The organism is Labrenzia sp. PHM005 (genome assembly GCF_006517275.1).
Lineage (GTDB): Bacteria > Pseudomonadota > Alphaproteobacteria > Rhizobiales > Stappiaceae > Roseibium.
The window spans coordinates 350636-363268 of sequence record NZ_CP041191.1 but is presented as its reverse complement, the minus strand read 5'-3'; the positions used below and the strand labels follow the sequence as shown (position 1 = coordinate 363268).

12 protein-coding genes are annotated in these 12633 nt (G+C 54.7%); 6 read left to right on the top strand and 6 right to left on the bottom strand.

Annotated elements, in window-relative coordinates; genetic code table 11:
* The 3 genes from FJ695_RS01825 to FJ695_RS01815 all read right to left on the bottom strand — a co-directional run bounded on the left by FJ695_RS01825 (position 1) and on the right by FJ695_RS01815 (position 3543).
* Positions 1–1389, bottom strand: coding sequence for a glutamate decarboxylase (locus tag FJ695_RS01825; protein WP_141183847.1), 1389 nt, complete (start codon positions 1387–1389; stop codon positions 1–3).
* A 178-nt stretch (positions 1390–1567) separates the two neighbouring features.
* Positions 1568–2353 carry a bifunctional 2-polyprenyl-6-hydroxyphenol methylase/3-demethylubiquinol 3-O-methyltransferase UbiG gene (locus tag FJ695_RS01820; RefSeq protein WP_141183846.1) on the bottom strand — a complete coding sequence of 262 codons (786 nt, stop codon included), beginning with the start codon at positions 2351–2353 and terminating at the stop codon, positions 1568–1570.
* A complete protein-coding gene (locus tag FJ695_RS01815) occupies positions 2350–3543 on the bottom strand; it encodes a hypothetical protein (RefSeq protein WP_209010880.1) in 1194 nt (397 codons plus the stop codon). Before FJ695_RS01815 ends, FJ695_RS01820 begins: the two co-directional genes overlap by 4 nt.
* A gap of 534 nt (positions 3544–4077) precedes the next feature.
* On the opposite strand from FJ695_RS01815, the gene creD reads away from it, so the two are divergent.
* Positions 4078–5484 (top strand): cell envelope integrity protein CreD, encoded by a 1407-nt coding sequence (creD, locus tag FJ695_RS01810; protein WP_141183845.1) that lies wholly within the window; start codon positions 4078–4080, stop codon positions 5482–5484.
* 221 nt (positions 5485–5705) lie between these two features.
* Positions 5706–6350: a peptide-methionine (S)-S-oxide reductase MsrA gene (gene msrA / locus FJ695_RS01805; protein ID WP_141183844.1), complete on the top strand. Its 645-nt coding sequence runs from the start codon at positions 5706–5708 to the stop codon at positions 6348–6350.
* Positions 6351–6373: 23 nt separating this feature from the next.
* On the opposite strand, the gene recQ is transcribed toward msrA, so the two are convergent.
* From recQ to FJ695_RS01790, 3 genes are all read right to left on the bottom strand, one after another.
* The gene (gene recQ, locus FJ695_RS01800; protein ID WP_141183843.1) at positions 6374–8263 is read right to left on the bottom strand and encodes a DNA helicase RecQ; all 1890 of its coding nucleotides are present in this window, start codon (positions 8261–8263) and stop codon (positions 6374–6376) included.
* A 98-nt stretch (positions 8264–8361) separates the two neighbouring features.
* Positions 8362–9255: a 1-acyl-sn-glycerol-3-phosphate acyltransferase gene (locus FJ695_RS01795; protein ID WP_141183842.1), complete on the bottom strand. Its 894-nt coding sequence runs from the start codon at positions 9253–9255 to the stop codon at positions 8362–8364.
* A gap of 115 nt (positions 9256–9370) precedes the next feature.
* Positions 9371–9748: an MAPEG family protein gene (locus FJ695_RS01790; protein WP_141183841.1), complete on the bottom strand. Its 378-nt coding sequence runs from the start codon at positions 9746–9748 to the stop codon at positions 9371–9373.
* Positions 9749–9873: 125 nt separating this feature from the next.
* Here FJ695_RS01790 and FJ695_RS01785 point away from each other — a divergent pair, with 125 nt between their 5' ends.
* The 4 genes from FJ695_RS01785 (at position 9874) to FJ695_RS01770 (ending at position 12492) form a co-directional block, all read left to right on the top strand.
* Positions 9874–10236 (top strand): carboxymuconolactone decarboxylase family protein, encoded by a 363-nt coding sequence (locus FJ695_RS01785; protein ID WP_141183840.1) that lies wholly within the window; start codon positions 9874–9876, stop codon positions 10234–10236.
* A 148-nt stretch (positions 10237–10384) separates the two neighbouring features.
* Complete coding sequence (locus FJ695_RS01780) at positions 10385–10825, top strand: low molecular weight phosphatase family protein (protein ID WP_209010879.1); 441 nt, start codon at positions 10385–10387, stop codon at positions 10823–10825.
* 274 nt (positions 10826–11099) lie between these two features.
* Complete coding sequence (locus tag FJ695_RS01775) at positions 11100–11633, top strand: protease inhibitor Inh/omp19 family protein (RefSeq protein WP_141183838.1); 534 nt, start codon at positions 11100–11102, stop codon at positions 11631–11633.
* A 73-nt stretch (positions 11634–11706) separates the two neighbouring features.
* On the top strand, positions 11707–12492 hold the full coding sequence (locus FJ695_RS01770) for a hypothetical protein (RefSeq protein WP_141183837.1): 786 nt from the start codon (positions 11707–11709) through the stop codon (positions 12490–12492).
* Positions 12493–12633: the final 141 nt, after the last annotated feature.

Sequence of the window (12633 nt, the reverse complement as noted above, 5' to 3'; positions counted from 1 at the left end):
TTACTTCCCGTGATGGAAGGAAGCCTTGGCTTCCGAGTTGGTCATTGGATTGCGGTCGAGGAAGGCGATGGTCCGCTTTATGTCCTCAACCAGGAGGGCCATTAGATCCCGGCCCATGCCATGGCGGACCATGACCCGCTGGACGATGGTATCATGCCGGTTCGATGGCAATGGATAGGATGCAATCTGCCAGCCGCGCATGCGAAGGCGCTCCGACACATCATAAAGTGTATAGCTCCGATCAGAGCTGTTTTTTAATGTGTAACAGACTGCAGGAAGTCCGCCGTCCCCGTCGTAAAGCATGTTGAAATGGCCGGTCTTCTCCAACTCGCGGCCAAGGTACTGGGCGGTTTCGGCGCAGGCTCCTTGCACATTTGTGTAACCCTCCCGGCCAAGGCGGAGGAACTGGTAATACTGCGCTACGATTTCGCCAGCTGGGCGCGAAAAGTTAAGCGCGAAGGTTGGCACTTCACCGCCGAGGTAATCGACGTTGAAGATCAGTTCTTCCGGCAAATCTTCCGGCTCGCGCCAAATCGCCCAGCCCACCCCAAGCGGCGAAAGCCCGTATTTATGACCAGACGCGTTGATGGATTTCACCCGCGGCAACCGGAAATCCCAAACAACATCCGGATGAAGGAACGGAGCAATAAACCCTCCGGACGCTGCGTCGACATGAATGGGAATATCCAGCCCGCGCTCGGCTTGGATCTTGTCGAGGGCCTTAGAAATCTCTTCGACCGGTTCGTAGACGCAGGTGAAGGTCACACCGAGCGTTGGCACCACCCCAATGGTGTTTTCGTCGACAGCTTCGGAGAGCTGAGCAGGCGTCATACCAAGTTCGCCTTCAAGGATCGGCAGCTCGCGCAATTCAACATCAAAATAGCGGGCGAATTTGTGCCAGCAGATCTGAACAGGGCCGCAGATCAGATTGGGTTTGTCTGTCGGTTTGCCGGCTGCCTCCTGGCGTTTGCGCCATTTCCATTTGAGTGCCAGCCCGCCAAGCATGGCCGCCTCGGAGGAGCCAGTTGTTGAACATCCGAGTGTCGACTGGGCTTCCGGAGCGTTCCAGAGGTCGGCGAGAATATGAACGCAGCGGTGTTCAATCTCTGCAGTTTGCGGATATTCATCCTGATCGATCATGTTCTTATCGACACAGTCTTGCATCAACTGCTGCGCCTGGGGAGAGACAAAGGTGGTGCAGAAGGTGGCAAGGTTTTGCCGGGAGTTGCCGTCAAGCAGCAACTCGTCGTGGATCAGATTGTATACGGTGTCTGGAAGGGATGCTCTGTCCGGCATCTTGAACTTCGGCAAGGATTGTTCGGCCAAATCGCGAGAATAGATGTCGAAGACCTCATCGCGACGGCTTGAATTCGATTTATGCAATGACATTGAAGAGCTCCCTGTGGTCACAGGTTTTTACTGAAAGACAGCAACACCTTAGGAAGCGGATTTGGGGAGCGCAATTGAGAAGGTGATGAAACTTGAAAACCTGTGTTTCAGGTCACCCGTATTAAATAAAACGCCCCGGCTTCCAAAAAGTGCCGGAGCGTCTAGTCATTTAGAGGAATTATGTCTTGGCTCGACACACCAGCAGTGTGCTGTTGCACCAGCCACGCAGGCCGGGCAGACGGCCGAGAGCCCGGGTGAGGCCAATTTCAGCTGGTTTCAGAGGGCCCCATTCAAAGGTTTTCGACCTCAGGTGATGGAACAGTTTGCCGTGCCGGTTGTGCTCTTTGTACCAGGGGCTGAACATCGGTGTGTAGGGCAAGACGCTCAAATAACCAATGCCGTGCACTTCGTCGATGTGGGCTGCCCGGTCAACGATGTCCATCCATTCCTTCAAGGTAAAACGGACTTGGTGTTCAGGATAGTGCAGATGGTCAAACTTCAACCGGTCCAACCGGTAAAGCTGCGGCACGACAGCCAGAACCAGCCCACCCGGCTTCACCACTTCGCAGCACTGGCGCATGGTGGATTCTATATCGTTCGCCTTTCCGGGCAGATGTTCCAGAACATCGAGCAGAGTGATGACGTCTGGACGCCAAGGCAGATCCTCCCGGTGTTCGCTCAGCTTGGTGGCATCAAGCACGATATCCGGTTGGAAAGCAGCTTCATAGTCGGCGCCGCAATATTCGAAATTGAGACCGGTTGCAGCCAGATACTCTTTTGAAATCGAAGTGGAACAGCCGATATCGAGGATTTTTGGAACGTCCGTACGCCCTTTTGCCCAGGACCGGATTTTCCGGGAAACGACGTCGAATTTGACGGTGCCGTATAGGTTCTGCTTGGAATTGGACAGTTTCTTCACGAGATACTGTGAGTGAACCGTCAACTCGTTGGTCACGTCTGTCATAGTTGGTCCCTTTGCTCAATCCACAGCTGCGTACAAAGCGCCTCGCTGGCAGGCGCAATCCGATGAATGCCTGGTTCGAAGGGATAGAGTGTGATGTCAGACATCAGCACGATCAGTTCACCGAGGATAAGTTCCACAATCTCATCAGCAACACTGCCCGAACCGGGAATAAAATTTGCGGGATAGCCATCGTTCACCAGGCAAATCTGGCGGTCTCCGTGACCATTGTCTTTGGGAAAATGGAAAGCTTTGATCGACGGGTGTACGTCCGCGCTCGGCATCGTTTCCAGATAGTCGACGTCGATCTCTATTCTTCTTGAGCTGGCACTGGCGACAATGCAGCCATCGCGCAGTTGGCCCAGTACCGGTTCGGTGATCGACAGGCGGCCGGTCGCTCCGACCACCAGATCGCATGTGTCGAGATCTTTTGGCGATAATACAGCGTGCAAACCGGAGAGACGGGCTTCTGCAATCTTCAGCGGATCGGTATCGATCACCATCGGAATAACGTCGAGCCGCCGGAAAGCCTGGGCAACACCGGAACCGATCCAGCCCGCGCCAAACACAGCAGCATGCCGGCCAGCCAGGGAATTGCCGAGATCGCGTGACAGGCCATCCAGGCAGCGCACGATGGTCTCGCCGCATCGCTTGGCTTCCAGCCGTTTCAGCTCGCTGTCGGCGCAATGCAGAACGGGAACTTGCAGATCCAGCTGCTGGGCGCGCCACACGCCTTGTTTGGTGATTTCGACGACACCTTCGACAAGATCGAGCTGGTCGGCGAAACGTTCATGCAGAAGCTCAACCACGTAGCCACCGACTTCCTGAATGACCAGTTTCTGGCCGGAAGACCGGCACAGCAGAAAACTCTTCTGAATGGCCGCGGCCAGCGTGTCTTTGAATTCGTCTTCGCTCTTCGGGCAATGAACGATGGTGCCGTAGCGGGACTGCCATTTGATGCGGGTCGCATCACTTCCCGATGAATATGGAATACCGATGATGGAATCGAAATCCATGATGCCAGAAAGGGCATCGATCATGCGCATGGTATCGTCAAACAGATGCGCCACAAGCATGAAGCGATGCGCTTCTGCCTTGAACAAATCCAACCGCTCAACCAGGGCCGGAAGATAGTTGGCGCGGCGCACAAAATCTGCATTGGCTCGAAGAGCCATGGTGTTCAACGGGGTCATCCACACAGTGTCCTTTTATTTACGAAATATTAAGAACCAGCTGCCCGAGCGATGACAAGTCACGGTTGTCAAAAAACCCGGTATAAACCTGTTTCACAGTTAACGGCCGTTTGGCGGGCAGCGACTGAAACAGATTGAGGTGCAGGTTAGGTTGTTGAGATCAAAAGTTGAATCTGATTGAACTTCAACCAGCGCCAAGGATTTCTCCGAACTTTGTTCACAACAGGTCCCGTCAGGTTTTCACGTTGATTGGAGGCCTTTTGGGCAAAAGCCGTTCGAAATATATTAAGAATCTATATAATTATCACAAGGTTAAATTTACGCCTTATTGTTGATTTTGCTGAATTTGAGATCGAATATTTCCATTGTTAGAAGTAACGTTAACGCCAGCGCTGCCTGCCTAAATTGACAAGTCTGCAGGCAAACAAGCACCACAGTTTTACCTCTGAAAATCCTTCAAGGCTTCAAATTATCCTCTGATTGTCTCGTTTTGATGATGGTTGTGGGCGCCCTATAGGCAGAGGATTGTACAACATGACAAACCCTTCGGCAGGCTCGCCGGGGCCGCGAAATGGCTCATCGGAAACAGAATTATCGCCCAGATTGCCGGCTTTTCTGAAATCACCGGCTGTGAAATGTGTTCTGATTGGGCTTTTGACCATCGTTCTTCTCCTACCGAGCACGCTTGTGTGGATTCTGGTGGAAGAGCGGGCCGACCGTGCCCGCGATGTGGCCACAGATATCGCCCGCTCCTGGGGAGGAACGCAGACGGTCAATGGCCCTTATTTGGTTATCCCTTTCACCGAGACCGTACCTGTCGGGGAGGGCGAAAAACACAAACAAGAGGTTCGGCACCGGACCGCGGTTTTGTTCCCGGAGCGCCTTGAGATAACTGGAGAGATCGATGTGGAAGAGCGCCGGAAATCCATCTACAAATTGCCAGTCTATCAAGGGAAATTTGCTCTCACTGGCCGGTTTTCGGCACCCCCGCCGGGCATGTTTGAACCCGTACATGGAGGAACCATTGCCATTGCGGCTGGCAAGGCAGCAGTTGTGTTGGGCATTTCTGATGTTCGGGCCTTGCGCAGTGAAGTTGCACTTAACGTCAGAAAATCAGCCGCAGTCCAGTTTGAACCGGGGCTTGGACCGTTCGCCAAACACGGCGGTTCCGGCATCAATGCAGCCATCTTGCCTGCGGTCTGGCAGAAGGGTTTTTCTTTCGAAATGGCCCTGCAACTGAACGGATCGAGGTCCATCTATGTCGCGCCAGCCGGGCAAACTACTGCCGTTAAGCTGCAGTCGGATTGGCCGCATCCTGGCTTTACCGGCGCTTTCCTTCCGGAAAACCGGGAAATCACCGAAACGGGTTTCGAGGCGGCCTGGACGATCCCCTATCTGGCGCGAGGAATTCCAAAAATGCTGGAGACCAGCACACTGCCGCTGTCTGACAAAGTGATGGGAGTTAAATTCGTCGAACCGGTGAATTTCTACCAGACGATTTCCAGATCGCTAAAATACGCCATTGGCTTCATCAGTCTGACGTTTTTGGCAGTCTTTGTTTTGGAGATCCGGTCGGCGTGGCAATTTCATTGGATCCAGTATGGGCTGGTCGGCATTGCTCTGATCATCTTTTATCTGATGCTGTTGGCCCTTTCGGAACATATCGGATACGGGCCGGCCTATTTGATTGCTGCCTCTGCAGCAACGGTTCTGAATACGGTCTACGTCGGCACGTCTTTAAAAAGCCGGGGTGCAGGTGTGATAATGGCCTTAGTGCTTGGCGGGGTATTCGGAGCGCTATATGCCCTTATGCGCGAACAGGACTATGCGCTTTTGATCGGCGCCATGATCGCCTTCGCGGCGCTGGCTGTCACAATGTTCGCAACACAAAAGATCGACTGGACCGGGGCGCGGCCGCTTCAGCCGTCAACCAGCAGCTAGAAAACTTAGACCAATAAACTGTTCGTGCAGTATGGATAGGCTTTAGGCCAAGTTCATGCCTGCACGAGCACTAGATGGGACTTGTCGGTAAGGGGCTTGAAACCCCAGGTATGTTGAAGCGGTCACAACGGCCTCACACGCTTGTGCGGAAAAGCCATTGAAGTTGAGTTGCCTTCATCAACAGATGCGTTAGCTCTGGTGGCAACTGATGGAGGAATTCTATGAAACGCTTGGTCCCGCTTGCACTTGCGACCCTTATAAGCGGAGCTGCATCTACGGCCCCCGTCCTTGCCGAAACAGCCGTCTTTGCCGGCGGGTGTTTCTGGTGTGTGGAATCGGATCTTGAAAAGCTTCCTGGTGTTCGGGACGTGGTTTCCGGGTATGGCGGCGGAACGTCTGAAAACCCAACCTACAAGACCTATGAGCGCGGCGGCCACCGCGAAGTCGTGAAGGTCGATTTTGATGAAAGCAAAATCAGTTACGGTGAATTGCTTGGGATATTCCTGCGAACGGTCGATGTGACCGACAGCGGGGGGCAGTTCTGCGACCGCGGCTTTGGCTATTCGACTGCCATTCATCCCCTCACGGATGCACAAGCAAAAGCAGCCAAACAGGAAATCGCCAAAGCTCAGAAAGTGCTGGGCCAAAAAGTGGTCACACCAATTGAGGGCGCTGCTGTTTTCTGGCCGGCAGAAGAGTATCACCAAGCTTATTATAAGAGTCAGAAACGAACACTGACCCGTTTTGGGTATGTCACACGAGCCGATGCCTACAAGGGGTATCGCAAAGCCTGCGGCCGGGATGCCCGTGTCAAAGCCGTATGGGGTCAAGAAGCCTTCAAAGGCCTGCCAAAAGCTGGGTCTTAAGGGCCCAGTTTTCGCCCGGTGCTCTAGACACCAACTTCAAAGGCCTCAACAAGGTCAAGGACGGCGTCGCCGTATTTCTCAAGTTTTGACTGACCTATGCCGGAAACGGCGAGGAGCGCGTCCGGCGTTACTGGGCGGGCGGCGGCGATACCGGCAAGCGTTGCATCTGGAAAAACAACATAGGGTGGGACGTTCTGATCCCGGGCGATCTGAGTCCGCAAGCGGCGCAACCGGTCGAACAGCAGTCGGTCTTCCTGGTCGAGCTCGTCGGCAAGGGAAGCCGCGCGAGACGTCCGTGTGTTTTTTAGCCCGGCAGCGTTGCGATCCTTGCGCAGATCGATTGTTTCTTCGCCGCGCAAAACCGGCCTTGCCTTTTCGGTCAGCACAAGGGCGCCGTATTGAGCGTGGTCAACGTCGACAAAACCGGCGGCCACCAGCTGGCGGGCAGTTGACTGCCATGTCTTCTGCGACTGATCCTGGCCGATGCCAAATACGGATAGGCCGTCATGGCCAAACCGGGCTGTTTTTTCGCTCGACTTACCAAGCAGGACATCGATGACATGGCCGGTGCCGAACCGCTGGCCAGTACGATAAATCGCCGACATCAGTTTTTGGGCAACTTCAGTGCCATCCCAGGTTTCCACCGGGGAGAGACACGTGTCGCAATTGCCGCAAGGCTTTGGATAAGTTTCGCCAAAATGGGCCAGCAGCGCTTGGCGGCGGCATCCTGCCGTTTCGCAAATACCCAATAGCGCATTCAGTTTGGCGTTTTCCGCCCGTTTGACCTCATCGGGCGCATCACCTTCGGCAATCATGCGCCGGCGCTGCACAAGGTCGGCCATGCCGTAAGCCATGAAGGCCTCTGAGGGCGCACCATCCCGGCCAGCACGGCCAGTTTCCTGATAATAGGCTTCGACGGACGAGGGCAGATCGAGATGCGCCACATACCGCACATCTGGTTTGTCGATCCCCATGCCGAATGCGACCGTCGCGACAAGGCACAAGTCTTCTTCCAGCAAAAAGGCATCCTGATTTGCCGCGCGCTGCTCGGTTGGCAGTCCTGCGTGATAAGGCAGCGCACGAACCCCTTTGGAACATAACCATTCGGCAATGTCCTCAACCTTGGCGCGGGAGAGGCAATAGACGATGCCGCACTCGCCTTTATGTTTCTTCAGAAAGTCGAGAAGCTGCTGGCGCTGGTTGGTACGCTCGACAATTTCGTAGCGGATGTTCGGCCGGTCGAAGCTGGTGGAAAAAACCTCCGCGTCATCCAGTTTCAGCCGGGCCTGGATGTCCTGTTGTGTGTGCGCATCGGCTGTTGCTGTCAGAGCAACTCTTGGAACACCCGGATAGCGTTCAACAAGGGCGGACAGGCTGAGATACTCCGGGCGGAAGTCGTGTCCCCATTGGCTGACACAGTGGGCCTCATCAATCGCAAAGAGCGCGATTTCCAACGTATCCAGAAGCCGCCGGAAGTTTTCGTTGCTGAGGCGTTCTGGCGTCACATAGAGCAGATCGAGTTCGCCGCGTTGCAATTGCGCTCTCAGGTCCGCCTGCTCTTCTGGGCTGAGCGTGGAATTAAATGCGGCCGCCTTGACCCCAGCGGCCGTTAGCGCACCCACCTGGTCCTTCATCAAGGCGATCAGCGGCGAGACAACAATACCAACACCGCGCCGGCACAAGGCGGGAATTTGGTAACAAAGCGATTTGCCTGCACCGGTCGGGAACAGCACAACCGCATCTTTGCCGTCTACCAGCGTTTGGATGACTGCCTGCTGTTTGCCGCGGAATTCGCTGAAGCCGAAGATTTTCTGAAGCACAGCCAAGGGTTTGGCCTCGCCGGTGACCGGCGGTGCCGTTGAAACTTGAATCGGAGGAATTTCCTCTGCGGCCTGCGCAGGTGAAGCGGACATGTGCGGTTGTTTCTCCTGAACTCAGCGCACAATGTCTTATTCGCAGTCTTTGGGCAATTGCACGGCCTGTGGATGACTGTGCTTTGCGGCGTTTTTATCTAAAACTCCGCGTCCGGATTGCTCGCCAGCGTCTCAGCGCAGTGGACCCGCATCTGGTCGGTCAGTTCGCTCAGGTCGCCCGCAAGTCGGTCTGGCCGGATCGGCTTACCGAAATGCACGCGGAACTCAGCGTTCTTTTTGTTGAGCAGTTCGTTGAACACGGTCATGTCGCGCAGCTCAGTGGAAACGCGGGCGAGAAAATAAAACAGGCCGGAATTCCGTCCGCCCATGTGCATCGGAATTATCGGGGCCTTGTTTTTCCGGGCAAGGGCCAAGGCGGACGTCATCCACGGGCGTTCGGTCAATTTGCCCTGGTGCCAATACGCCAGCCGGCCGGATGGAAACAGCACCACGACCCGTTCTTGTGAAAAGGCCGAAGACGCAAGTTTTAGCGTTTCTTTCGACTTCTCCCGGCTTTTGAAATCGGCGCGCCATTCAACGGGGATGATCATATCGGCAAGCTGCGGATTGATACGGATAGCATCGCGGTTGGCGAAGATCGCCAGGTCTGAACGGCGCTCTTTGATGGCATCGAACAATACAACACCATCGGCAATGCCTGTTGGGTGGTTGGAGACAAGAACGACGGGCCCTTCCGTCGGCACACGCTCCAGGCCCAAGGTGTTGACCTTGAGTTCCAGCAGATTGCTTAAATGGCGGAAAACATCGAGTGCGCTCATCTGGTCAATGGTGTTGGCCATATCCACGGCGGAGCGGTACCGCAATATTTTGAGCGCAAAGGGCCGGATGAGAGGCCACCAAGGGCTGGCCATGACCTTCTTGCCGCGTTCGGCAATAAGAACATCCACGATGTGTTCGTCGGCCGGAAGGCGGGAAGCCACCGAATCATTGCGTGTGGGCAGTGTTGTGGTCGTCTGGTCTGTCGTCCGCACTCTATACCCCTGACGGTTGCGCTGCTCGATCCACACGAGCATCGTTAACCAAAGCTGGCCCGCCTTGCAAATGTTACGGGTAAAACAAAATTTTAAAATCCCTCGCTGTTGCCATTTAGCTCCATAGCGGACTGGTGAAAATTCCGACGCAGCTCAGGAAGGCGGCGCCCCAAGCAATCGACCGTGGCGTGGCACGATTGGTCCAGTAACAAAAAACATAAATAAGGCGCAGAAGGATAAAAAGCACAGCCAATTGATCGATCCAGGGGGACGCGCCGCCCTGACCGATGGCGATGATCACTGAAACAGCAAACAGCGGAAAGGCTTCAAACCCATTGGCCTGGGCTGCTTGTGCCCGGGCCCGAAACCCCTCGCGCCAGTAGTTGGGATCGCGTGGGTTGGAATTGTCAAACTCCTTACTGAGCTTGGCAGGATAGGCCGACAGAATGGGAAGGATCGCCGCAACAAGAATGCACCAGATGGAAATGGGCATGAATGTCTCCAAATATGTGTGTCCGTACCGTAGGTCATTGGCACGCAAATTGAGTGATATCAACGCCAACCGCCGTGCAGCGGTCTTAAGTGATTGCCTAATTTACCGGCAATCAGGAGACCAAAATGTCCGTCAGCGATTGGCAAACGTTTATTTCCCAGACCGACAAGAGAATGGCGGATCTGAGAACAGGAATACCCGGTGTAACCAAAGGCTTTCATGAGGTTGCCAGATCCGCGATCAAACCGGGGGTGCTCGATTCAAAAACTAAGGAGCTGATTGCATTGGCTATCGGCATTGCTGCCCGGTGCGATGGCTGCCTGGCTTATCACTCCAAGGCCGCTGCCAAATACGGTGCGAGCCGGGAGGAAATTATGGAGACCATTGGTGTTGCGGTCTATATGGGCGGTGGTCCCTCCATGATCTACGGTGCCGAAGCTTTGGCAGCCTATGATACCTTCTCCGGAAATCGCCAGGACGAAACGTAACCAGTTTGGATGTGTTTTGGAGCGGCTTAGACCAGGTGGTGCTGAAAGTTAGGCAAAACCTAGAAGTGTCACAATAGAGTCCAGACCATTGGATATGGGATGCGCGACGTCGGGGACCCCCGGCACGATGTCGCAAGAGGATGGCCCCGTGGCAAAAACCACTGTGTTGTTTGTATGTCCCGATAACAGCTTGCTTGGTCCAATGGCTGAGGCATGTCTCAATGCAAGGAGCGGCGGATTAATCCGGGCGTTTTCTGCAGGTCTTCAGCCTGCAGTTCGGATCAGTAATCATGCAACCCGCCTGTTGACAGCCCATGGCGTCAGCGCAAAGGGTTTGACCCCCAAACCGCTCGATGTGTTTCTCATGCCGCATGCGGAGGTGCCGGATCGCATCATCTACCTTTCCGATATGAAAGCGATCTGCCAGCCACCAGCTTGGAAGGGAACCACATCCAGCCATTGGTGGAGTGTTACGGAAGGTGGCGCACCGAAAGACGATTTCTCTGCGTGTTCTGAATATCTGCGGCGCATCTGGTTGGCGATCGACGGTCTGATAGATCCATCTGTTCCGTTAGAGGCCCAAGCGTAAGCCGAGGAAGGCTCTAACTGGCCACTCCGCTTTTGGCTTTGGTTGGACAGTGCTTTTTGGTCACCGGCCGCACCGCATTTGTTCCGCACTGTCAGCCATCAAATGAGACAGGTGAAATGCCTACAGGTTTTTACTCGTGGTTCCGGACCTATCCACCGGGAATAAGCTCGCCTAACGGAAATTTGTAGAGTTTCTGCGCTGCCTTTGGATTTTCGACAAATTGTAGGCTAAGAGTGGCGGCACAGTGGGGACGCCATCAAGGGACTGATTCGGTATGAAACGTGCGGCAAAAATGGGCTTGGTTGTAGGATTGGTGATACTGGCAGCCGGTTGTCAGCGGCTTTCCAGCGGTCCGAAATATGCTGAACCGCTCCCTGCGACACCAACCACCCCGGTCGCCTCGGGCGCGTTGCAGCCACTGGATCCTAATGCCCCGGGCGCAGGAACTGCCGTTGCAGCCATAGATAGCAATGGCGCCGGAGCGGCCGGTGCCGCCGGTACTCTCACGGCACCGGCCAATGCACAACAAGTGGGCCGGACTGACCTGTTAGGCGGCTGGAAACTGGCATCTGGCGCTGATAATTGTATGGCATTCATGACTTTGACGACTTGGTCTGGCGGCTATAGAGCGAATACCAGAGGTTGTAGCGAGCCGGTCCTGTCGGGGATCTCAGCCTGGGATTTAAATGGCAATCAAGTGGTCTTGAAGGACGGAAGCGGGCAGACCGTTGCGCAGCTTTATTCCAGTGAATCCGGTCGTTTTGACGGTCAGACGGCGACCGGAGCACCAGTTTCTCTTTACCGTTAACAACCCTTGGTATTTTATCTAGACGACGCTCGTAAAACGTGTATATTTGCGTAGTCAACTAAGGACTGTGCAAATGTCAAAATATGAACCATTGCGAGAACATCTCGCTCGGATGGATGATGTTGTCTGGGCAGCGAAGCTGGATGAAGTCGAAAGCATTATCGGGTCGAACTTACCCCGCAGTGCCCGTGAGCACCGCACTTGGTGGGCAAATTCGGGTGGTAGCCTCGTCCATCAAAACTCCTGGCTTGATGCCGGCTGGCGGGTTGAGCGCACGGACCTCAATCGAGACGTGATTGTTTTCCGCCGCTTGCGGATTGGCGGCACATCCATTGCCAACCAAAGCCAACGATCAAACAGGGCGGACCGCAATCCGCAAAAGGCTGCCGAGAAGCGGCTTGGCCGGGAAATGGTGTCCTTGCGGCAACCAGCAACCGTTACCCTCCGCGCGGAGTGGACGACACTCGGTGATGTGCAGAAAACACCGTGTTCGCATTCGACAATTCCGGCAGAGGCAGGTGTTCTCCGATTTGCCGCGATGGATGGCGACGACGTGAAAACAGTGATGGTTGCAACACACTCCGTACAGCACTTGTACCGGGCCTTACGTATGGAAATGAAGGGCATGGATGGCGGTGCAGAAAACCGCTCTGGCCATCTCTTGATTAAAAAATCCGGTTTTGATCCGGAAAAACCGATCGAATGCGATGTGGTTAAGCCCGGAAACGCCTGGCTTTTGACCGATGGCCGTGGCCGTAAAGCAAACCTTGATGACAAGACTGAATGTAACCTGGTCGCGCAACTGCTCTACGTGCAAGAGCTTCAATCTGGACGGAAATCAAAGCTTCTACAGCTGTAAACGGCTCTGCCCATCAGTCTGTGTTCCTCCATCGACCGATGAGGCAACCCTCTCCGGCATCTACCGGAGAGGGTTTTCGCATTTCAGAGCAGATTTGATAGCTATAGCGGACGAGCCTAAGATGGTCTCAGCTTAAAAAGC

Bases quoted from the DNA above. Each gene is read 5' to 3' on its own strand.
- FJ695_RS01785 (WP_141183840.1), top strand. From the start codon at position 9,874: ATGTCCGTCAGCGATTGGCAAACGTTTATTTCCCAGACCGACAAGAGA.
- creD (WP_141183845.1), top strand. From the start codon at position 4,078: ATGACAAACCCTTCGGCAGGCTCGCCGGGGCCGCGAAATGGCTCATCG.
- msrA (WP_141183844.1), top strand. From the start codon at position 5,706: ATGAAACGCTTGGTCCCGCTTGCACTTGCGACCCTTATAAGCGGAGCT.
- FJ695_RS01790 (WP_141183841.1), bottom strand. From the start codon at position 9,748: ATGCCCATTTCCATCTGGTGCATTCTTGTTGCGGCGATCCTTCCCATT.
- FJ695_RS01775 (WP_141183838.1), top strand. From the start codon at position 11,100: ATGAAACGTGCGGCAAAAATGGGCTTGGTTGTAGGATTGGTGATACTG.
- FJ695_RS01770 (WP_141183837.1), top strand. From the start codon at position 11,707: ATGTCAAAATATGAACCATTGCGAGAACATCTCGCTCGGATGGATGAT.
- FJ695_RS01825 (WP_141183847.1), bottom strand. From the start codon at position 1,389: ATGTCATTGCATAAATCGAATTCAAGCCGTCGCGATGAGGTCTTCGAC.
- recQ (WP_141183843.1), bottom strand. From the start codon at position 8,263: ATGTCCGCTTCACCTGCGCAGGCCGCAGAGGAAATTCCTCCGATTCAA.
- FJ695_RS01820 (WP_141183846.1), bottom strand. From the start codon at position 2,353: ATGACAGACGTGACCAACGAGTTGACGGTTCACTCACAGTATCTCGTG.
- FJ695_RS01815 (WP_209010880.1), bottom strand. From the start codon at position 3,543: ATGACCCCGTTGAACACCATGGCTCTTCGAGCCAATGCAGATTTTGTG.